Here is a 19,799-nt window from a genome sequence, read left to right as displayed (position 1 = left end):
CTCGCCGGTCGGCGCCGGCTTCCCCGTGCCGGCCCGACCCGCGCCCGGGGTGCCCGGGTGGCGGGGCCGGGGGCCGCGCGCCGATTCAGTGGACCGGACCCCGGCCGGGCCTCGACGGAGTGCCCGGCCGGCGGGATCGGTCAGGCCAGCAGCGCCTCCAGCCGGCGGTTGACCGCGGCGAGGGTGGCCCGGACGACGGCCTGCCGCGGGTCGCCCGCGACCAGCGCCGATCCGGCGAGCTGTTCGACCCATCCGTCGCAGACCAGCAGCACCACCACGGTCGCCACCTCGCAGCTGCCGAACGGCACGACGGCCGCGTGCTCGACGAAGCAGCGTCCCCGTTCGGTGACCCGGGTCGAGGAGCTGAGCAACTCGTCGATTGCCGCGGCCGCCGCGACGGCACAGAGTCGCAGCACGTACCCGTCGACCGCCGGACCGGTGGCCAGCCCGGCGGCCGGGCGGTCACCGGCGGCGAGCCGGACCTCGACCGTGGCGTCCAGGCCGAACGTACTGACCTGCACGTGATCGATGATCACCCGCGGCCCCGGCGGTGCCCCCGGGTTGAGTGGCCGGGACGGGGCCGTCTCGGTGGTCGTCACCGGGCTGCCCGAGTAGGCCCCGACGGTGGTGGGTCCCGCCCCACCGGGGCCAGCCGGGGCCCGGCCGGGTTCCGACGCCTCCTCCGGGTGCTCGCCCCCGGTCGGGCGGCTTCGGGGCGGACTCTGTCGGCGCCGGCGGGGCACCTCGGTCGGGGGCCCGTACGCCCCGGCGGCGGCGCCGGACGGCCCGCCCGGGGCGGAGCCACCCGGCCGGGACGCGCCCGCCGGCGCGTGCCGGGGCTGCCCGGCCCCGTGCGGTGCGCCCGGGGCACGGCCCCGGCCCGGCTCGCTCGACGCCGGAGCGGGCAGGTTCCGGGGCGCTGCCGCCAGCCCCATCCGTTCCTGGAGCAGCCGGGCCACCTGTCGGCTCACCTCGGCCGGGTCGGCGCCGTCCGCGAGGTCCAGCCGGAGGCTGTGCGCGCCGGCCGGGGTCGTCCGCACGGAGGCGTCCCGGACCCCCGGCACTCCCCGTACCGCCGCCACGATCGCGTCGACGTCGAATCCGTCAGGTCGCTCCCGGGGCTGCACCGGACCGTCCTCCCGGCGCAGGTGGGTGGCGATACGGGCAAGTTCCGGCGTCTCGGTGGGAGGCTCGACGGCGGGCGGCTCCGGCACGGTGGGAACGTCGGGCTCGGCGGGAATGCGCTGCGGCAGCGCATCGACGCCCTGCTCGGCCGGGCGGACCATCGGGGCCGACTCGCCGACCGGGCGCGGGTACCCCGTGCCGGGACCGCCCGACGCGGTCGGCAGGGCAAGCGCCTCGCGGCGGGCCGGGTATCCGCCGGGGTCGGCCGACGCGTAGCCGCCCGGGGCCGCCGGCGGGTGGCTCGGCTCCGCCGGCCCGTAACCGCCGGGAGACGCGGCCGGATATCCGTCACCGCCGGCGGCCGGGTAGCCCGACGACTCGGGGTGCCGTGCCGCGCCCGGCCCCGACGGATAGCCGAGACCGTCCGGCCCCGGCTGGGCCCCCGGGCCCGTGTGGTGGCCCGACGAGTCGGCGGGCGCGAGGCTGGTCAGACCAGTCGGGTACGCCGGCTGGTGGGGATGACCGTCTCGGTGTCCCGACTCGCGGGCACCACCATCCCGTGCCCCGGAACCCCCCGCCGACTCGGCGGGCTGCCGCTGCACGGGGAGACGCTGCACCGACTGCTCCGCCCAGCTCGGAGGCGACCAGGCGCCCCGGTCGGGGTGGGCTTCCGCGTCCCGGCGGTGTCCGCCGCCCCGGGCCTCGTCGGCCGGCTCGGCGCCGCCGACCGGGACACCGGGCGCGGGGTCGCCGTTCGGCGGAACGCCGGCCGGGCCGCTCGTCGGCGCCGGGCTCGGCGCGGCCCACCGCGGCGCCCAGCCCGACGACCAGGCGTGTCCGGGTGCGTGCGGCTCGGCCGGCCCTCCGGCGGCGCCGTTCGGGGCGCCCGGCCCACCGCCGGAGCCGCTCTCCGCCCCGCCGGGTCCACCCAGCATGGCCTCGGGGCCGGAGACCGCGGACGAGACTCGACTCGACTGGCGGGGAGGCGCGGGCAGCAGCGCGGTCCGCTCGCGCGCCCCGCGGTCGCCGCCGCTCGTGGCCGGGAACGACCGCTGCTCGCTGATCTCCGCCGTACCGGGCTCGTCGTACGGCGGCGCCGACGTCTGGGGCGGCGGTCCGGACACCGCGGCCGGTAGCCCGGAGGTCGGGCCGGGGTGTCCGTGGGCCGGCTCCCAGCGGGAGGCTGGGCGCGCCGTTCCGGACTCCTGCTCGGCGTACCCGTGTCGGGCCGGGTCACCCGCGTCCGCGTCGCCGCTCCCCGGGGACGGCGTCAGCGAGCCGGCGTAGTCCTCCGGGGTGGCCACCTCCGGCCCCGACGAGTGCCGGGGGTACGACTCCGCCTCCGGCGCGTACGGGTAGCCGGGCTCGCCCGGCGACGTCCGCCCGCCGGACCAGCTCCGCTCGGCGTCGCTCGCCTCACCCACGTGAACGCCGTTGACCGGCTGCCGCAGCTCCTGGGAACCGGCCGGCGCCCCGGGGAACGGGGACGGACCGTACGGTGTCGACCTGTCTGCCCAGCCCTGACCCGACGCCGGCTCCGCGGACTGCCGCCACTGCCGTCCGGCGGCGTCGGCCCCACCGTCCGCACCGGGCCAGCCCGCGTCGGCCGCCCAGCCATTCGCCGAACGCGCCGGGTCACCCTGCGGACCTGCCCCGTTACCGTTCTCTCCCGGTGTGGGGGCCCCGGGTTGCCCTGTTTCGTCCACCGTGCGCTCCTTGGTCGCCCCCGCTGAGGCTACCGTGTGGTGGCAGTGCCGATAAGTTACAGCGGCAGGCTAATTCCGCGCCCGGGTGCGTCGACCCGCGGCCCGGAACGATGATCGGAACGGGGGTCGGCGACGTGCGAGGCGAAACGGAGGTGACCGTGACCCAGGTGAGCGACGACGCGCAGACCGCCGGCCGACCGACTCGGCTGCCTCGCTCGGCGCGACGCAAGCAGCTGCTGGCGGCGGCGCAGGAGGTCTTCGTCGCCCAGGGGTACCACGCGGCGGCGATGGACGACATCGCCGAGCGGGCGGGCGTCTCCAAGCCGGTCCTGTACCAGCACTTCCCCGGCAAGCTGGAGCTCTACCTGGCGCTGCTGGACACCCACTGCGACGCCATCGTCGCCAAGGTCCGGGAGGCCATGGCGGCGACCACGGACAACAAGGAGCGGGTCAGCGGCGCGGTCCGGGCGTACTTCGACTTCGTCGACCACGAGAGCGGGGCGTTCCGGCTGGTCTTCGAGTCGGACCTGCGTAACGAGCCGGCCGTGCGGGAGCGGGTGGAACGGGTCGAGCAGGGCTGCATCGCGGCGATCACCGACACGATCATCTCGGACACCGGGGTGAGCCGCCCCCATGCCGAACTGCTCGCCTCCGGGCTGGTCGGCGCGGCCGAGACGGCGGCCCAGTTCTGGCTGGCGAACGGCCGGAAGGTGCCGAAGGAGGAGGCTGAGGCGCTGCTGACCGGTCTCACCTGGCGGGGGATCGCGAGCTTTCCGCTCCAGGGCGAGTCGGCCTGACCCTCCCCCGTGACGATCGGATAGCCTTGCCGGCGGCGGATCTCTCGCCCTGAATGAGGAGGCCCCGTGGAGGTCAAGATCGGCGTGCAGTACGCGCCGCGCGAGCTCGTCCTGGAGAGCGCGCAAACGCCGGCCGAGATCGAGCAGATCGTGACGGAAGCCCTCAGCGACACCGGCGGCAACACCCTGTGCCTGACCGACGAGAAGGGCCGGCGGGTCATCGTCCCCACCGACAAGGTGGCGTACGTCGAGATCGCCGAGGCGGCTCCGCGGGCGGTCGGGTTCGTCGTCCGCTGACCAGACTCCGTCGACCCGCTCCGGTCCGGGCGACCGGAGCACCCACCCGTCCGCCCGGACCGGTCAGTTGTTCAGCCCCACCGCCGACATCCGCGCGGTGTGGGCGGCGGTCAGGCGTTTGAACAGGTCCGGGACCCCGGACTGCCCGTCGCGGCCGACCCCGGTCAGCGCGGCCAACGCGCTCCGCTCGCCGGCCACCCGGACCGCCTGGGAGAGTCCCTCCCCGACCAGCCGCCGAGCCCACATCGAGAGCCGGTTCGCGACCTTCGGGTCGGCGGCGATGGCCCGCCGGATCTCCTCCGCGGCGAACTCGTCGTAGCGGGAGCTGTGTAGCACGTCGAGGACGAGCCGCCGGTCGGGTTCGCCGAGGAAGGCGGCCATCTCCCGGAAGAAGTCGTCGGCGATGCCGTCACCGACGTACGCCTTGGTCAGCGCCTCCAGCCAGTCCTTCGGCTCGGTCGAGTCGTGGTACGACCGCAGCGCGGCCACGAACGGCGACATCGCCTCCTCCGGGGCGATCCCGAGTTCGGTCAGGCGGTCGGCGAGGCGCCGGTAGTTGGTGATCTCCGCCGCCGCCATCTCGCTCAGCACCGCCCGTCGGGTCAGGTCGGGCGCGAGCCGGGCGTCGGCGGCCATCCGCTCGAAGGCGAGCAGTTCGCCGTACGCGACCAGGCCGAGCAGGTCGACGACGGCTTGGTGGGTGGGTGCCGGGGGCGGCTCCGGCTGGTCCGGGTCCGCGGCGGACCGGGCGACGCTCGCCGGAGCGGGAGCTGGCAAGCCGGCACCGAGTGAAGCCGGGGCCGGCGGAGCGGCGGTGCCCGGAGCCGGTGAACCGGCACCGAGCGGGGCCGGGGTCGGGGGATCGACGGACGCGGCGGGAACGGGTTCCACGGGGGCGGACACGCCCGCAGGTTACCGCCCATCGGTCTCCTCGGTGCCCGGAACCGGACGCGCCGGACCGTTCCTCCTGGCCGCGGCGATCATCCGGCGGTTCGGCCAGCCGGTGGCGCCCCCAGCGACCGCCCGGCCCTCGGCCGAAGACGGCGGAGGGTAACCACCGTCACAGCCGACCATCCCGGGTACCGCGTCTCCGCAGAGTAGCGACGACGTCTCGCCGGCTCAGGTAGCATGGCTCAGTTGCCGCAGACAGCAGAGTTCCACGGGGTCCCGACGGTTCCCGCTCACGGGCGCCGAGGTTCCCGCCGGAGTCCCTGACGTTCCCCGGAGATTCTGCCCCGCGCGGCGCGCGTGCGGCCCGGTCTCTTCCTCGGCGAAGCGCCGTCGACCGTGTGGCCCGCGCCACAGCAGACATCGCGCCCTTTGGACGAACGGGGCGCACCACGAGAGGGCACCCCCACAACCACATGAGCGATCACACCGACAACACCGCGGCCGGCCCGGCGCCGACAGCTACCGCACTGGTACGTCCCGGGGCTCCCACCTTCGCGGAGCTGGGCGCGCGCGAGGAGACCGTGGCGGCGCTCGCCGCGGTCGGCATCACCCGGGCCTTCGCGATCCAGGAGTACGCCCTGCCGATCGCGCTCCGGGGTTCGGACCTGATCGGCCAGGCGCCGACCGGGACCGGTAAGACCCTCGGCTTCGGCATTCCGCTGCTGGAGCGGGTCCTCGCCCCGGCCGAGGGCGGGGACGGGCTGCCCCAGGCGCTCGTCGTCGTACCGACGCGGGAGCTGGGCCTGCAGGTCGCGAAGGATATCGCCACGGCCGGCCAGACCCGGGGTGTCCGGGTGCTGCCGATCTACGGCGGTGTGGCGTACGAGCCACAGGTCGCCGCGCTGCGCAAGGGCGTCGAGATCCTGGTCGGCACGCCCGGCCGGCTGCTGGACCTGGCCAAGCAGAAGCAGCTCCGGCTGGACCGGGTCCGGGCGTTGGTGCTCGACGAGGCGGACCGGATGCTCGACCTGGGCTTCCTGGACGATGTCGAGAAAATCCTGGCGATGCTGCCGGAGAACCGGCAGACCATGCTCTTCTCCGCCACCATGCCCGATCCGATCGTGGCGCTGTCGCGGCGGTTCCTGCGGCAGCCGGTCACCATCCACGCCGGGCACATCGCTGAGACCGGACCGTCGCCGCAGACCCGCCAGGTGGTCTACCGCACGCACGCGCTGAACAAGATCGAGATCGTCGCCCGGATTCTCCAGGCCCGGGGTCGTGGCCTCACGATGATCTTCACCCGAACCAAGCGCGCCGCCGACCGGGTCGCCGACGACCTCGACTTCCGCGGGTTCGCGGTGGCCGCCGTCCACGGCGACCTGGGCCAGGGTGCCCGGGAACGCGCCCTGCGGGCGTTCCGATCCGGCAAGATCGACATTCTGGTCGCCACCGACGTGGCCGCGCGCGGGCTGGACGTCACCGGCGTCACCCACGTCATCAACTACGACTGCCCGGAAGACCAGGACACGTACACCCACCGGATCGGCCGGACCGGCCGGGCCGGCGCCACCGGCGTCGCGGTGACGTTCGTGGACTGGGACGACATGCCCCGGTGGCGGATCATCGACAAGACGCTCGGGCTGGACATGCCGGAGCCGCCGGAGACGTACCACACCTCCGCCCACCTCTACACCGACCTGGACATCCCCGAGGGGGCCCCGGGGACGCTGCCGTCGAGCGCGCGGACCCGTGCCGGGCTCGCGGCCGAGGCCGAGGAGGACCTCGGGGGCCGGTCGTCGCGGGGTCCGGGAGGCCGGCGCGGCCCGGGCCGGGCCGACGGTTCCGGCCGGTCCCGCCGGCGCCGGCGCGGCAGCGACACCGGACCGACCGACCAGACCGGACCGGACTCTCCTGAGTCGGAGGTTGGCGGCGACGAGGCGCCGCGACGGCGGCGTCGCCGCCGGCGCCGGGCGGGTGAGGTGATCGCCGGACCGACCACCGAGCCGGAGGCCACGGCCGGGACCGCCGGCGAGCCCGACGCCACCGACGCCGCGGCGGTCGAGTCCGGCACCGACCCCAAGCCGCGGCGTCGACGGCGACGCCGCCGTCGCTCCGGGGCCGGGGGCACCGAGGCCGAGGCCACCCCGGCCGCCGTCGGTGAAGCGCCCGCCGAGGACTGACGAGACGACGTACCGAGCCGGCGCCGGCATCCGCTGGCGGCGACGGCTCGCGGAGACCGGCCGACGGGAACGGGCCGGGCGCCGACCGGCGGGAGACGCCGGCGGCGGGGAGTGGAGAACATGCCCCAGGATCTCGGCGTCGCGCTCGCCGAAGTACGCGCGCTCCTGTTCGACCCAGGGCTGACCAGGGCCGTTGCCGCCGGGCGCCGCCGGGGTCAGACTCCGAGCGTGGTCCGCGCCGAGCTGCGCCCGGTGACGCTCAAGGCCGGCCCCCGGCTCCAGGTCGTCACCGACGACGGCGCACGGCCGTACACCCGCAACGTTCGGTTCGGTCCCGAGGCGGAGGCGGCGGTGGACGCCCTGTTGGCCGAGCCGTTCGGCAACTGGTACGTGGAGACGGCGACCAGCACCGTACAGCTCCGGGTGACCAAGCGCGGCGAGGCTCAGCTACACCGCGCCCCGGCGCGGCGCCCACAGCCCGACCGCGCCGAAGCGTCCGTCCGAGCCGCCGGGCCGGGCGGGGACGCGGAGGGTGACCCGCCCGCCGACCGTCCGGCCCGACCAGCCACGGGACACGACCGGGTCCGGAAGCACCTTCTCGATCCCGGCGACCCGCTCTTCGCGACGATCGGTGGCAGCGCCGCCAAGCGGCGACAGGTCGACGCCTTCCTCCGCGCCCTGGACGCCACCCTCCCGGCCGGGCTGACCGGCCCGCTGCGCGTGGTCGACCTCGGCTGCGGCAACGCGTACCTGACCTTCGCCGCGTACCGCTACCTGACCGGGCGCGGAATCGAGGTGGAGCTCGTCGGCGTCGACGTCCGTGAGGACCAGCGGCGCCGCAACACCGCGCTGGCCGACCAGCTCGGGTACGGCGACCGGGTCCGCTTCGTCGCCGGCACCATCCTCGACGCGGTGGTGGAGCCGGCCCCCGACCTGGTGCTGGCCCTGCACGCCTGCGACACCGCAACCGACGAGGCGCTGGCCCGGGCGGTGTGGTGGGGTGCCCGATGGGTGCTGGCCGCCCCGTGCTGCCACCACGACCTCGCCGCGCAGTTGCGGGCCCACCCGGCACCGGCGCCGTACGACCCGCTGGTCCGGCAGGGCATCCTGCGCGAGCGCTTCGCGGACGTCCTCACCGACGCTCTGCGGGCCGCCCTGCTCCGGCTGCACGGCTACCGGGTCGAGGTGGTGGAGTTCGTCGACTCCCAGCACACCCCGCGCAACCTGCTGCTGCGGGCCCGGCGCACCGGCGCCGCACCGACCGCGCGGCAGCGGGACGACTATGCCGGGCTGGTCAGCCAGTGGCGGGTCACCCCGCGCCTGGAGACCCTGCTCACGGCCCCTGGTCCGGCGCGGTCCTGAGTTCGGCGCGACCCGGGGCCTCCTGCCCGCGGCGGCCCCGGCGATCCCCAGCGGCCCCGCGACTCATCAGTCGACGGAACGGCCCCACGACTCAGTCGACGGTCATGGTGAACCCGGCGGTACGCACCACCCCGCCGACCTGAACATCGAGGTAGAGGCGGTAGCGCCCGGGGCTCGGCACGGTGATCCAGAACTTCACCGCCCCATCGACCAGCTCGGGCTCCGGATGGACGTGCAGGTACGCCAGGTCGCCCTCGCGCACCGCCACCAGGTGCCCGTACGCCCCGAGGTAGGGCTCGATCGCGGTGACCGGGTTCCCGCCGGCGAAGACCCGGAACAGCAGCGGCGCGCTGGCCCCGACCTGCCCCGTCCCCTCGTACGTCACGGTGAGCTCGCCGACCGTCGCCTCGCGGGCCGGGGCCGGCAGCGGACGCGGGACGTAGGCGCCCGCGACGACCAGATCGACCCCGAGCGTCAGCGGCACCTCGGCGCCACCGGCCTCGCGCACGGTGAAGTCGGCGTACGCCCGCCAGATCCCCGGGTCGGGCAGGGTGATCGGCACGCTCCAGGTGCCGTCCGGCGTCATCGTCGGGTGCAGGTGCTGGTAGCCGGTGAGGTCCCGACGGACGACGATCAGGTGCATCGGCTTCTCGTGCACCACCGCGAACCCGGTCACCGTCCGACGGTCCGGTCCCTGGATCCGGAAGGTGAGGTCGTCCCGGCGGCCCGCGGTGAACGACGTACCGGCCGGGACCAGGGTGTATCCGGCGGCGCTCAGCGTCAGTCCGCCCGCGTCGCCGCCGCCCGGGCCGGCGCCCGGGTGCGCGTGCGATGGCGTCCCCGCGGGGTGGGTGTGGTCGGCGGTGGCCGAGCCGGTGCCCGCGGCACCCGCGGATGCCGTGCCGGGGCCGGCGTTCGTCCGACCGAGCGCGAACCCGCCCAGCAGGGCCAGCAGCAGGCCGGCGATCGTCAGCGCCAGCCGGACCGTACCCCGGTCCGGTACGGCCGAGACTTCCGCCTCCGTCGCATCGGCTCGCTCCGACCGGTCGCCGGCAGGACGCGGGCCGGACCGCTCGGCGGTCTCCGGCCGCCCGGCGACCGGCCGCGTCCCGTCCCGGACCGACTGCTGCTGGGTCATGTCCGCAGGCTACCCGCCGGCCCGGTGCGCGCCGCCGAGAGCTGTCAGGCGGTGACGGCGAGGGCGAACGGCAGCACCGCGGGCGCGCCGGCCTGCCGCAGCAGCCGGGCGACGATGGTCATGGTCCAGCCGGTGTCCACCAGGTCGTCGACGAGCAGCACCGGCCCGGCCAGTCCGGCCAGCGCGGCCGTCACCGGTTCGGGCAGGACGAACGCGTCGTGCAGCGCGCGTACCCGTTGGGCACTGTTGCCCCGCGGGCCCGCGCCGGCCGACCCGCGGTGGGCCACCTCGCCGAGCAGCGGAAGGCGGCCCACCGCGGCGATCCGCTCGGCCAGGCCCCGGACCAGCCTCGGCCGCCGTCGGGACCCGACCGCGACCACGCCGACCGGCCGGGCCGGCCACGGGTCGTCGCCGTGTGCCCAGGCCTTCAGCACCTCGATGACCGCGTCCGCCACCTCGGGTGGCAGCTCGGCGTCGCCGGCCTCCGGGCCGACCAGGCCACGCAACCGCACGCCCCAGCCCAGGTCGGCCAGACGCCCGACCGCCCGGCCGGGCAACGCCTGCTCGGCCGGGCCGATCCGGCCCCGCAGCGGTACGCCGACCGCCTCCAGCCCGGCCGGCCAGAGCTTCTTCGGCGTGATCTCGACGCCGGGACGGCCCAGGAACGCCTGTGCCGCCGCGAGTCCCGGCGCCGACACCTCGACCGGAAACCGGGGGCCGACGCACCGGTCGCAGCGCCCGCAGGGCGCCGCCTGCGGGTCGTCCAGGCAGCGGCGCAGGAACTCCATCCGGCAGCCGTCGGTCGCGGCGTACTCCAGCATGGCCCGCTGCTCGGCGGCGCGGGCCTCGGCGACCCGGCGCAACCGGGCCGCGTCGTAGTGCCAGGGCTCACCGGTGGCGATCCAGCCGCCCCGAACCCGCCGGACCGCGCCGTCCACGTCGAGGACCTTCAGCATCAGTTCCAGCCGGGCGCGGCGCAGGTCCACGATCGGCTCCAGGGCCGGGGTGGAGAGCGGACGGTCCGGCGAGAGGGCGGCGAGCACCGCGCGGACCTGCTCCTCGGGTGGGAAGGCCAGCGAGGCGAAGTAGCGCCAGACCGCCACGTCCTCGGGGCCGGGCAGCAGCAGCACCTCGGCCTCCCCGACCGCCCGGCCGGCCCGGCCGACCTGCTGGTAGTAGGCGATCGGCGACGGCGGGGCGCCCAGGTGCACCACGAAACCCAGGTCCGGCTTGTCGAAGCCCATTCCCAGCGCCGAGGTCGCCACGAGTGCCTTGAGCTTGTTGTCCAACAGGTCCCGCTCGGCGGCGCGCCGCTGCGCGTCGTCGGACTGCCCGGTGTACGCCGCGACGGTGTACCCCCGGGTTCGCAGGAACTCGGCGGTCTCGCCGGCCGCCGCCACGGTGAGGGTGTAGATGATTCCCGAGCCGGGCAGCCGGTCCAGGTGATCGGCGAGCCAGCCGAGCCGGTGCGCCGGGCTCGGCAGGTCGAGTACGGCCAGCCGAAGCGACTCACGATCCAGCGGGCCGCGCAGCACCAGGGCGTCGCCGAGCTGCTCCGCCACGTCCTCGGTGACCCGGGCGTTGGCGGTGGCGGTGGTGGCCAGCACCGGCGTACCGGCGGGCAGCTCGGCCAGGAAGGTCCGGAGCCGGCGGTAGTCGGGGCGGAAGTCGTGCCCCCAGTCGGAGACGCAGTGCGCCTCGTCCACCACCAGCAGCCCGGTGGTGGCCGCCAGGCGGGGCAGCACGCCGTCCCGGAAGTCCGGGTTGTTCAGCCGTTCCGGGCTGATCAGCAGGACGTCGACCGTGCCGGCCGCGATCTCCGCGGTGATCTCGTCCCACTCGTCCGGGTTCGCCGAGTTGATGGTGCGGGCCTGGATCCCGGCCCGGGCCGCCGCCTCGACCTGGTTGCGCATCAACGCCAGCAGCGGCGAGACGATCACGGTCGGCCCGGCGCTCCGGCCGCCCGGACGCGCCTGGCGCAGCAGCGCGGTCGCCACGAAGTAGACCGCGGACTTGCCCCAGCCGGTGCGTTGCACGCAGAGCACCCGCCGCCGCTCGACCACCAGCGCCTCGATCGCCCGCCACTGGTCGTCCCGCAGCCGCGCCCGCTCGCCGGCAAGCCGGCGCAGCACCGCCTCGGCCCGCCCCCGCACCTCTGCCCGGTCGTCACCCATCCGGCATTTCTACCAGCGGCCGGCGCGGCCGTCTCGCCGAGCGGTGGGCGCCGCGCGGGGCGTCACCCGCCGCATGACCCCACGCACCGTCGTGTCGGCCGGCTCGCCTCCCAAGCCGGCCGCGACCGTCCGCGCCGATCCGGCCCCGCGTCCGCTGGCCGCCGTGCTCGCCGCGGTCGGCGTGCCGATGCTCATGGTCACCCTCGACAACCTCGTGGTGACCACGGCACTTCCGGTGATCAAGGCCGACCTCGGCGCGTCCCTGGCCGACCTGCAGTGGTTCGTCAACGCCTACACGCTGCCGTTCGCGGCGCTGCTGCTCACCGCCTCCGCCCTCGGCGACCGGCTCGGCCGGCGCCGGGTCTTCCTCGCCGGCATCGCGCTCTTCACCGCCGCCTCCGCCGCCTGCGCGCTCGCCACCGAGCCGTGGATGCTCACCGCCGCCCGGGCGGTGCAGGGCGTGGCCGGAGCCGCCGTACTGCCGCTGTCACTCACCCTGCTCGCCGGGGCGGTCCCCGAACGGCTCCGGGACGCCGCGATCGGCATCTGGGGCGGGATCAGCGGACTGGGCGTCGCGGTCGGCCCGGTGGTGGGCGGAGCCGTCGCCGACGGACTCGACTGGGCCTGGATCTTCTGGCTGAACGTGCCCGTCGGACTGATCGCCGTGGTGCTGGCGGCGGCCGTCCTGCGCGAGTCCCACGGCCCGGACGCCCGGCTCGATCCGGTCGGCCTGATCCTCTCCACGACCGGGCTGCTGGCGCTGATCTGGGGCATCGTCCGCGGCCAGGACCACGGCTGGACCTCGACGCCGGTGGTCGGCGCGCTGGCCGCCGGACTCTGTCTGCTGGGCGTGTTCCTCTGGTGGGAGCGGCGTGCGCCCGCCCCGATGCTGGCGCTGGGGCTGTTCCGCTCCCGCGCGTTCAGCCTGGTCAACGCGGTGGCGTTCATGTTCGCCGTCGGCGTCTTCGGCTCGGTGTTCCTGCTGGCCCAGTACTTCCAGGTGGCCCAGGGACTCAGTCCGCTCGCCGCCGGCATCCGTACGATGCCGTGGACCATGGCGCCGATGGTGGTCGCCCCGATCGCCGGGCTGCTGATGGGCCGCGTCGGAAGCCGCGTCCTGATCGCCACGGGGCAGGCGCTGCTCGCCGTCGCACTCGGCTGGATGGCGCTGGTCAGTGCCGCCGACACCGGCTACCCGACCCTGGTCGTGCCCATGGTCCTGGCCGGCGTCGGCATGGGCCTGACGTTCGCACCGGTCAGCACCGTCACCATGAGCAGCGTGCCGGTGTCGGCCCGGGGCATCGCCTCCGGCACCAACAACACGATCCGGGAACTCGGGGTGGCGGTCGGGGTGGCCGTCCTCGCCTCGGTCTTCGCCAGAAGTGGCGCGTACACCGACCCGGAGTCGTTCGTGGCCGGGCTGAGGCCGGCCGTGACCGTCGGGGCGGTGACGGTCGCCGCCGGAGCCGTCCTCGCGCTCGGACTGCCCGGCCGGAGCCAGGCCGCCAGCGCCGCCGAAACCCCGCCGCCGGCGCACTGACGGCGCCACGACGACAGCGCAGAACCGTCGACCGCGCCGTCGGCGGGCCCCGCGCCGGGCCCGCCGACGGCCGCGGCGCAGCCGGTCCGGGTGACCCTTGTCTCACGCGACCACACTGTGGTCATGTGACAGCCACCCACGGTCGTGGTCGGAGGTGCGCGATGGCGGAGCTGGCAGCCAGGAAGCAGCCGGCGACAGGCCGGGAACGTCTTCCGTCCGGTGGCTCGGAGTTCCTCGCGCTCCTGGCCGGTCTGCTCCGCCGCCCCCGGCGGGGCGAGCGACGCCTTCCGGTGATCTGGCTCGTCCGCGCCGGCGGGGCGCCCGACCTGATCGGTCTGCTCCACCGGCTCCTCGGCCGGGGACAGCGACGGCGGATCCCCCACGCCGTCCTCGACGTGTCGGCCCTCCCGGCGACGTCCGCCGCCGAGGGTGACCTCGCCGCCGTGCTGCGCGAGGTGTACCGCCACCTCTCCCTGGAGGCGTTCGGCGGAGAACGGCTCCGGTTCCGGCACTACCCGCTCGCGGACTGGCTGCTCCACCAGAGCTCGGCCGAGGAGGTGGACGCGGGCGACCGCCGCCGGACCCTGGCCCGGCGGCTCCGGGACCGGCGCGGGCGACCGGCCGTCGCCGACACCGCCGCCGGGGTGCCGAGCGGGGGCGAGGACGCCGTCACCACCGCGTACCAGTTCGCCTTCTGGCTGGTCCGGCGGGCGATCCCCAGCATCGTCTTCCGGGTCGCGGTCTCCGGGCGGGTGCCGCTGTTCGGCCGCCACTACCGGTGGTTCATGCGCCAGCAGTACCTCGCGCCCCGACAGTCGGTGACCTTCCTCGGCTTCGCCGAGCGCCTCGCCGCGGGGTGGCGCGACAACGAGCAGCCCGACCAGGTTCACAAGCTGCTCGTCCACGCCTTCCTGGAGGACCTGCGGCAGGCGTACCGGCGGCGGATCTGGCGGCCCGGGGAATGGCGACGCACGGCGTACCCGGTGCTGCTGCTCGACCGGGTCACCCCGGGCGACGCCGGACACACCCTGGCCCGGCTGATCAACGACGTCCGGAACGAGACCGGCCGCAACGACCCGCTGCTGGTCGTCGTCTCCGGCTCGGCCGCGCCACCCGAACTGCCCGACCCCCATCCCCTGGTCGACGCGGACGAGGCGTACGCCGAGTGGGCCGACGTGCTGCCGGAGACCCGGCGGCTGCGCCGGCCCGGTGCCTGGCTCCTCGTGTTGCTGGTCGGCGACCCCAGCGTCACCGGGGCCGAACCCCGGGGCGGCGCCCACGCCTTCACCCCGCCGAGCCCACCGTGGTGGTCGCGCCGGTTCCTGCCCGCCGCACTCTGCCTGCTCCTCGTCGGCTCCGGAGCGGTCTGGGCGGACCGCCGCTGGTCCCTGGACTGCCACCCGGTCGCGTCCCTGGAGGCCGCGGTGTCGGTCCGACTGATCGGCGGCGAGTGCGTCGGCTACAGCGACTCCGCCGCCCACGTCTTCAACCGGGACCCGGGGCAGGACCGGCTCCGGAGCATCCAGCGGTGGATCTTCGCCCAGAACGTCGCCGCCCGGCAGGTCTGGGAACGCAGCGACCGGCGCCGGCCGTTCCTCACCCTGGTCTACCTGGGCACACTGACCGGCAACCGCACCCGGGCCGACGAGGAGTCGTACGTCTCCGAACGCGAGGAGTTGGAGGGGATGGCGACCGCGCAGTACGCGCTGCTGCAGGAGTCGGCCGGCGCGGACGGCGCGGCGCTGCTCCGGACCGTCGTCGCCAACGGCGGGCGCCAGATGCGGCACGCCGGACCGGCGGTGGCGATGCTGGCGGAGCTGGCCCGAAAGGACCCGACCGTGCTCGGGGTGGTGGGTCTGGTCGACAGCCGCACCAGCACGGCGCTCGCGCTGCGCGAACTCAACCGGATCGGCCTGCCGGCCCTCGCGCCGACCCTCTCCGCGGACGACATGGACGCCAACTCCGACCTCTACCTCCAGATGTCCGCGCCCAACCGCGACCAGGTCGTGCTGATGGCCGAGTACGCCCGGCAGGTGCTGCGGGTCGACGAGGCGCGGGTGTACTACACCACGGGCGAGAACAGCTCGCTGACCGAGGACCTGTACGTCAGCACCCTGGTCGACGGCCTGCGACGACGCTTCGGCGACCGGCTCGACCGGGTCGACGAGTGGCGTACCGGTCAGCGGTTGACCGACGAGTGCGGCTATCCCGGGATGCTGATCTTCGCGGGACGCTGGTCCTAGTTCGACGGCTTCCTGCGGGCGCTGAAGGAGTGCGGCCCGAACCCGCCCCGGCACCTGGTCGCCGACGACTCCGTCAACCGCTACATGGCCAACCCGAGCCTACGGGTGAGCGCGCCGGGCAACCTCCCGGTGACGTACGTGTCGAAGGCCGCCCTGGCGACCTGCGCGAGGCTGCGGGCCGCCCGGGACCGTCGGGACGACGTACGAAGCAGCTTCCTGACCTGGATCCAGGCCGACGGGCTGCTCGACCAGCCCCGGTGTCGGGACGACGCCCCTGTTCAGGTCGGCGAGCGGGTCAGCCTGGCGTACGACGCGGCGACCATGATGATCCGCGCGGTGGAGGCGCTGGCGGCCCGGCTCCGGCACGCCAACCCGCGCCAGCGCTGGGACCCGCGGGCGCTCAACCCGCTCGGGGTGCACGTCGAGGTGCTGCGGCAGAACGCGGAGCAGGGCTTCCCGGGGGTGGCCGGGCCGATCCGCTTCGCACCCGACTCCGGCGAACCGGTGGCGAAACGCATCTCGCTGATGCGGGTGGTCCGGGTGCCCGACGTGGCGGCCGAGCCGGTCGAGGTCTTCCACTGCGGGGTGGCCGACGGCGAACCCGACCCGGGCTGCCGGCCCGCCTGAGCACCCACCGGTGACCGCGTACACTTTGGGATGAATCCGAATAGTTGTCCCGATGCTCGCCCCTGGCCGAATGACACTGGTCGCGTGACGGATCGGGGGATCCGGGTACGCCGCGTTCTGGGACATCCGGTCCGGAGCGTGCCCCTCGCCGCTATGGCGATCATCGCCATCGGGACCGCCGCGCTCCTGCTGCCGATCGCCAAGAGCGCTCCGGGCGCCACCCCATTCCTGGTCGCCCTCTTCACCGCGACCTCGGCGCTCTCCACCACCGGGCTCGCGCTGACCCACACGCCCGACTACTGGAGCCCGTTCGGCCACGTGGTCATCGCGCTGCTCACCCAGATCGGCGGGTTGGGGGTGATGACCGCCGCCATGCTGCTGGCACTGCTCGTGGCGAAACGACTCGGGCTGCGCAACCGCCTGCTCCTCCAGGCGGAGAGCCCTCGGGCGGACCTCGGCAACCCCCGGCGGCTGCTGCTCCAGATCGCCGGCATCGTGCTGCGCTGCGAGGCGGCGATCGCGCTGATCGTGGCCGGCCGCCTCTTCTTCGCCTACGACTACTCCGTCGGACGCGCCCTCTGGTACGGCGTCTTCCACGCGATCCAGGCCTTCAACAACTGCGGCTTCACGCTGTTCCCCGACAGCCTTCGGACATTCGTCGACGACTGGTGGATCTGCCTGCCGCTGACCATCGGAGTGATCATCGGCGCCACCGGCTTCCCGGTGCTGTCCGAACTCGCCCGCGGCTGGCGGACTCCGGACCGCTGGTCGGTGCACACCCGGATCACCGTCTTCGGCTCGCTCAGCCTGCTGGCGATCGGCTTCGTCACCGTGCTCGGCCTGGAGTGGCGCAACCCCGAGACCCTGGGACCACTCAGCCTGCCGAGCAAGGTGCTGGCGGCCTTCGTACAGGGAACGATTCCCCGGTCGGGCGGACCACAGAGCCTGGACTACGACGCGATGGCGGACGAGACGCTGGCGATCGTCATCGGCCTGATGTTCATCGGTGGCGGCAGCGCCTCCACCGCCGGCGGGATCAAGGTGACGACGTTCTTCCTGCTCGCCTTCGTCATCTGGGCACAGTTGCGGGGCGAGGCCGACGTGGTGGTCGGCCGACGTAGGATCGCCGGGAGCGCACAGCGGCAGGCGCTGACCGTCGCCCTGCTCGGGGTGGCCCTGGTCGTCGGCTCGTCCCTGGCGCTGCTCGGCTTCACCTCCGGGATACGGCAGTACAAGGTCGTGTTCGAGACGATCTCGGCGTTCTCCACCGCCGGTCTGAGCACCGGCATCACGCCCCACCTGCCGGCCGGGGCGCAGGTGGTGCTGATCCTGCTCATGTTCGTCGGCCGGGTCGGCACCCTGGTCGCGGGCTCCGCGCTCGCCCTGCACGCCCGGCACCGCCGGTACCGCTATCCCGAGGAGCGCCCCATTGTCGGTTAGGCGGAGGCGGTACGCCGCCGGCGCGGAGACGGTCCTGGTGATCGGGCTCGGCCGGTTCGGCGCCCAGGTCGCCGACTCGCTGACCCGACTCGGCCACGAGGTGCTCGCGGTCGACGACAACCCGGACACGGTCGAGCGGTGGTCGCACCGCTTCACCCACGTGGTCCAGGCCGACGCGACCGACGGCGAGGCGCTGCGCCAGCTCGGCGTGACGGACTTCCAGCGGGCCGTGGTGGCGATCGGCACCGCCGTCGAGCAGAGCGTGTTGAGCGTCCTGGCCCTCGCCGAACTCGGCCTGCCCGAGATCTGGGGCCGGGCCACCTCCGAGCAGCATGCGAAGATCCTCTCGGCGGTCGGCGCCCATCACGTGATCTTTCCCGAGGCGGCCGTCGCCGAGCGGGTGGCCAACCTCATCGTCAGCCAGCTCCTCGACTTCATCGAGATCGGCAACGACGTCGCCATCGCGAAGACCCGGGCACCGGCCTCGTTCTACGGCCGCCGGCTGGGCGAGATCGACGCGCGGGACGCGTACGGCGTGACGTTCCTCGCCGTGAGCCGCCCCGACGGTACGGTCCTGCCGATCGCGCCGGACATGGTGATCACCGAGGACTGTGCCCTCGTCCTCGAGGGATCGATCGACCAGGTCCGCCGGTTCGCCACGATGAGCTGAACCACGTGTGCCGCGCGGGCTAGGCGGTGGCCAGCAGTTGGTCGACCGGGGCGTACTCGTCGGTGAGGACCAGCGCGTCGTCGACGAAGTTGTCGAGGTCGGCACCGGACAGCAGGATGACCGGCTCCCGGGCCGTCGTGCTGAGCCGCTGGCGCAGCGGCTCCAGCGGCAGCGGCGCGGCCGAGGCGACGATGACGAAGTTCGCCCCCTGCTTCCCGGCGATGGCGGCCGGCGGCGCGATCAGCGCGACGTGCGGGAACTCGGCCGCCACCGTGGCCACCTCGGCCCGGATGAAGCGCAGCGGCGGGTGGTCGATGACGTTCTGCGCGTAGATCCCGCCCGGCCGCACCACCCGGCGGATCTCGGCGGCCATCTCCCGGGTCGCCAGATGCCACGGCACCACGAGGTGCCCGAAGGCGTCCCCGATCACCAGGTCCGCGCTCCGGTCCGGCCGTTCGCCGATCAGCATCCGCGCGTCGCCGATCCGGGCCCGCAGCTCCGGCCCGAGGCGTACGTCGAGTTCGCGGCGGCCGAGTTCGACCAGCTCACCGTCGATCTCGTACACCTCGTTGCGGGTGCCGGGACGGGTCGCGGTGAGGTAGCGCGGCATGGTGAAGCCGCCACCCCCGAGGTGGACGGCCTCCAGTGCCTGCCCGGCCGGGGCGAGCACGTCCGCCACCGCCCCGAGCCACTGGGTGTACGCGAACTCGAGGTGGGTCGGGTCGGCCAGGTCCACGTAGGAGTGCCACGCCGAGTTGAGCACCAGCAGCCGTCCGGTGGAGTTCGCCGGGTCCGGTTCCACCGAGGCGCAGTGGTACGCGGTCTCCACGTCGCACGGGGTCGGGGCGACCGCCGAGAGCGAGGCACCGGCGAGCCCCAGCACGGCCAGCGCGGCGGTGGCCCGGGACGCCCGGGGCAGCGTGGTGCGACGACGATGCAGGTAGCCGCCGACGGCCAGTCCGGTCAGCCCGAGCAGCACCGCCAGGCTGATGATGATGACGCTGCTGGGCAGGGCCGCGACCAGCACGAACCCGGTGACCAGGGTGGCGGTGATCCCGCCGAGGGTGCCGATGCTGGAGAGCCGGCCGACCACCTGGCCGGTCCGGCGCAGGTCGCCGAGCTGCAACGTGACCACCATCGGGGTGATCGCGGAGAGCAGCGCCGCCGGCAGGAAGATCGCCAGCGCGGTGAGCAGCAGGATGCCGACGGCGGCATCGCCACGCAGCACCTCCCCGGCGTACCGGACGATCGGCAGACTCAGCGCGGTGGTGATGCCGGCCAACAGCAGCGCCGGGGCGAGCAGCGTCCGCGGGTCGCGGCGGTCGGCGAGCCAACCACCGACCCAGGCACCGTACGCGATCGCGGCCAGCGCCACGCCGATCACCGAGCTGGTGACCTGGAGCGTGACCCCGACGTACGGGCCCACCAGCCGCAGCGACGCCGTCTCCAGCACGAGGACGGCGCCGCTGGAGAGGAAGACCAGCGCCGCGGCGAGTCCCGGCGGCAGGGCCCGGTCCGGGCCCTGCGCCGACTGTTTCGGCTGCGTACCCGGGTCGATCACCTCGGGCTGGGAAGCGTCCATCGCAGCGATGGTACGTAGTCGACGGCC

The 19,799-nt window shown here is 74.7% G+C and carries 14 protein-coding genes; 9 read left to right on the top strand and 5 right to left on the bottom strand.

What is annotated here, in order from left to right; genetic code table 11:
- Window positions 1–140 precede the first annotated feature (140 nt).
- Entirely contained in the window at window positions 141–2,549 is a 2,409-nt protein-coding gene (locus EF879_RS04455) for a hypothetical protein (protein ID WP_233604212.1), read from the bottom strand.
- Window positions 2,550–2,941: 392 nt separating this feature from the next.
- Between EF879_RS04455 and EF879_RS04450 the strand changes: the two genes are divergently transcribed.
- Both EF879_RS04450 and EF879_RS04445 read left to right on the top strand, forming a co-directional pair.
- A complete protein-coding gene (locus EF879_RS04450; RefSeq protein WP_370375441.1) occupies window positions 2,942–3,628 on the top strand; it encodes a TetR/AcrR family transcriptional regulator in 687 nt (228 codons plus the stop codon).
- A 66-nt stretch (window positions 3,629–3,694) separates the two neighbouring features.
- Window positions 3,695–3,925, top strand: a complete 231-nt coding sequence (locus tag EF879_RS04445) for a DUF3107 domain-containing protein (protein WP_123554827.1) — start codon at window positions 3,695–3,697, stop codon at window positions 3,923–3,925.
- Window positions 3,926–3,988: 63 nt separating this feature from the next.
- Here the strand turns inward: EF879_RS04445 and EF879_RS04440 are convergent, their stop codons facing one another.
- Window positions 3,989–4,702, bottom strand: coding sequence for a ferritin-like fold-containing protein (locus EF879_RS04440; RefSeq protein WP_123555408.1), 714 nt, complete (start codon window positions 4,700–4,702; stop codon window positions 3,989–3,991).
- Between the two features lie 587 nt (window positions 4,703–5,289).
- Between EF879_RS04440 and EF879_RS04435 the strand changes: the two genes are divergently transcribed.
- Both EF879_RS04435 and EF879_RS04430 read left to right on the top strand, forming a co-directional pair.
- The gene (locus EF879_RS04435) at window positions 5,290–6,996 is read left to right on the top strand and encodes a DEAD/DEAH box helicase (RefSeq protein ID WP_123554825.1); all 1,707 of its coding nucleotides are present in this window, start codon (window positions 5,290–5,292) and stop codon (window positions 6,994–6,996) included.
- 120 nt (window positions 6,997–7,116) lie between these two features.
- Entirely contained in the window at window positions 7,117–8,358 is a 1,242-nt protein-coding gene (locus tag EF879_RS04430; RefSeq protein WP_123555406.1) for an SAM-dependent methyltransferase, read from the top strand.
- 91 nt (window positions 8,359–8,449) lie between these two features.
- Here EF879_RS04430 and EF879_RS04425 read toward each other — a convergent pair whose 3' ends face one another.
- Window positions 8,450–9,496: a hypothetical protein gene (locus tag EF879_RS04425; protein ID WP_123554823.1), complete on the bottom strand. Its 1,047-nt coding sequence runs from the start codon at window positions 9,494–9,496 to the stop codon at window positions 8,450–8,452.
- 44 nt (window positions 9,497–9,540) lie between these two features.
- Window positions 9,541–11,670 (bottom strand): RecQ family ATP-dependent DNA helicase, encoded by a 2,130-nt coding sequence (locus EF879_RS04420; protein ID WP_123554821.1) that lies wholly within the window; start codon window positions 11,668–11,670, stop codon window positions 9,541–9,543.
- Window positions 11,671–11,743: 73 nt separating this feature from the next.
- On the opposite strand from EF879_RS04420, the gene EF879_RS04415 reads away from it, so the two are divergent.
- The 5 genes from EF879_RS04415 (at window position 11,744) to EF879_RS04400 (ending at window position 18,190) form a co-directional block, all read left to right on the top strand.
- Entirely contained in the window at window positions 11,744–13,210 is a 1,467-nt protein-coding gene (locus EF879_RS04415; protein WP_123555404.1) for an MFS transporter, read from the top strand.
- A gap of 161 nt (window positions 13,211–13,371) precedes the next feature.
- On the top strand, window positions 13,372–15,453 hold the full coding sequence (locus EF879_RS04410; RefSeq protein WP_233604211.1) for a hypothetical protein: 2,082 nt from the start codon (window positions 13,372–13,374) through the stop codon (window positions 15,451–15,453).
- A gap of 84 nt (window positions 15,454–15,537) precedes the next feature.
- Window positions 15,538–16,080 (top strand): hypothetical protein, encoded by a 543-nt coding sequence (locus EF879_RS27935; protein WP_233604210.1) that lies wholly within the window; start codon window positions 15,538–15,540, stop codon window positions 16,078–16,080.
- 153 nt (window positions 16,081–16,233) lie between these two features.
- A complete protein-coding gene (locus EF879_RS04405; protein ID WP_233604248.1) occupies window positions 16,234–17,520 on the top strand; it encodes a TrkH family potassium uptake protein in 1,287 nt (428 codons plus the stop codon).
- Window positions 17,510–18,190, top strand: coding sequence for a TrkA family potassium uptake protein (locus EF879_RS04400; RefSeq protein ID WP_233604209.1), 681 nt, complete (start codon window positions 17,510–17,512; stop codon window positions 18,188–18,190). The genes EF879_RS04405 and EF879_RS04400 overlap by 11 nt, the downstream gene beginning before the upstream one ends.
- Before the next feature lie 19 nt (window positions 18,191–18,209).
- Here EF879_RS04400 and EF879_RS04395 read toward each other — a convergent pair whose 3' ends face one another.
- Entirely contained in the window at window positions 18,210–19,772 is a 1,563-nt protein-coding gene (locus EF879_RS04395; RefSeq protein ID WP_199736119.1) for a fused MFS/spermidine synthase, read from the bottom strand.
- Window positions 19,773–19,799 lie beyond the last annotated feature (27 nt).

This window comes from Micromonospora sp. HM5-17, from assembly GCF_003762835.1.
GTDB lineage: Bacteria > Actinomycetota > Actinomycetes > Mycobacteriales > Micromonosporaceae > Plantactinospora.
This window is presented reverse-complemented; position numbering and strand designations above follow the sequence as displayed.

What these genes read in the sequence shown, in the direction of transcription:
- EF879_RS04450 (WP_370375441.1), top strand. Translation starts at nt 2,942, where the DNA reads ATGATCGGAACGGGGGTCGGCGACGTGCGAGGCGAAACGGAGGTGACC.
- EF879_RS04435 (WP_123554825.1), top strand. Translation starts at nt 5,290, where the DNA reads ATGAGCGATCACACCGACAACACCGCGGCCGGCCCGGCGCCGACAGCT.
- EF879_RS04430 (WP_123555406.1), top strand. Translation starts at nt 7,117, where the DNA reads ATGCCCCAGGATCTCGGCGTCGCGCTCGCCGAAGTACGCGCGCTCCTG.
- EF879_RS04425 (WP_123554823.1), bottom strand. Translation starts at nt 9,496, where the DNA reads ATGACCCAGCAGCAGTCGGTCCGGGACGGGACGCGGCCGGTCGCCGGG.
- EF879_RS04420 (WP_123554821.1), bottom strand. Translation starts at nt 11,670, where the DNA reads ATGGGTGACGACCGGGCAGAGGTGCGGGGGCGGGCCGAGGCGGTGCTG.
- EF879_RS04415 (WP_123555404.1), top strand. Translation starts at nt 11,744, where the DNA reads ATGACCCCACGCACCGTCGTGTCGGCCGGCTCGCCTCCCAAGCCGGCC.
- EF879_RS04410 (WP_233604211.1), top strand. Translation starts at nt 13,372, where the DNA reads ATGGCGGAGCTGGCAGCCAGGAAGCAGCCGGCGACAGGCCGGGAACGT.
- EF879_RS27935 (WP_233604210.1), top strand. Translation starts at nt 15,538, where the DNA reads ATGGCCAACCCGAGCCTACGGGTGAGCGCGCCGGGCAACCTCCCGGTG.
- EF879_RS04405 (WP_233604248.1), top strand. Translation starts at nt 16,234, where the DNA reads ATGGCGATCATCGCCATCGGGACCGCCGCGCTCCTGCTGCCGATCGCC.
- EF879_RS04395 (WP_199736119.1), bottom strand. Translation starts at nt 19,772, where the DNA reads ATGGACGCTTCCCAGCCCGAGGTGATCGACCCGGGTACGCAGCCGAAA.